Consider the following 381-nt stretch of genomic DNA (forward strand, 5'->3'; position numbering starts at 1 on the left):
CTTCTGCCACAAGGTTGTCCGCTTTCTGCACGCATTCTTTCGGGTCGTCGACGAACGCCGCCTGAACGTCGTTCCAGCGCGAGTGCAATCCCGACCGATGCTCGCCGGCGAACAACATCGTGTTGTCCTCGCTCGACGGCTCGGCCTCGGTGGCTTCCGGCGAGACAGTCGTTTGTTCTTCGTGGGTCGTCATGCTCGCGCCTCCTTGGGCGAATCCGTACCGGCTTCGTTCGTGCCGGCCTCACGCTGGGCCGGGGTGGCGCGTTCGGGCTGGGCCACATGTTCGGCGGCGCGGCTGTCAGGCCCGGCCTGCGTTTCAGGCTCAGCCCCGACCAATCGCTCGAAGAGCGCGCGGTAGTGAACCAGCGCCTCACGCTGCGC

General features: G+C 66.4%; 1 protein-coding gene and 1 pseudogene. Both read right to left on the reverse strand.

Annotation, left to right across the window (positions count from 1 at the left end; all coding sequences use genetic code 11):
• Positions 1 to 193 (reverse strand): annotated as a pseudogene (locus RNC47_RS37440) (hypothetical protein); the annotation flags it as partial.
• A partial coding sequence (locus RNC47_RS37445; RefSeq protein ID WP_311605352.1) for a hypothetical protein occupies positions 190 to 381 on the reverse strand: 192 nt, incomplete at its 5' end. The pseudogene RNC47_RS37440 and the gene RNC47_RS37445, both read right to left, overlap by 4 nt.

Origin of the sequence: Streptomyces millisiae (genome assembly GCF_031845425.1) — a bacterium.
In the GTDB taxonomy this organism is placed as follows: domain Bacteria; phylum Actinomycetota; class Actinomycetes; order Streptomycetales; family Streptomycetaceae; genus Streptomyces; species Streptomyces millisiae.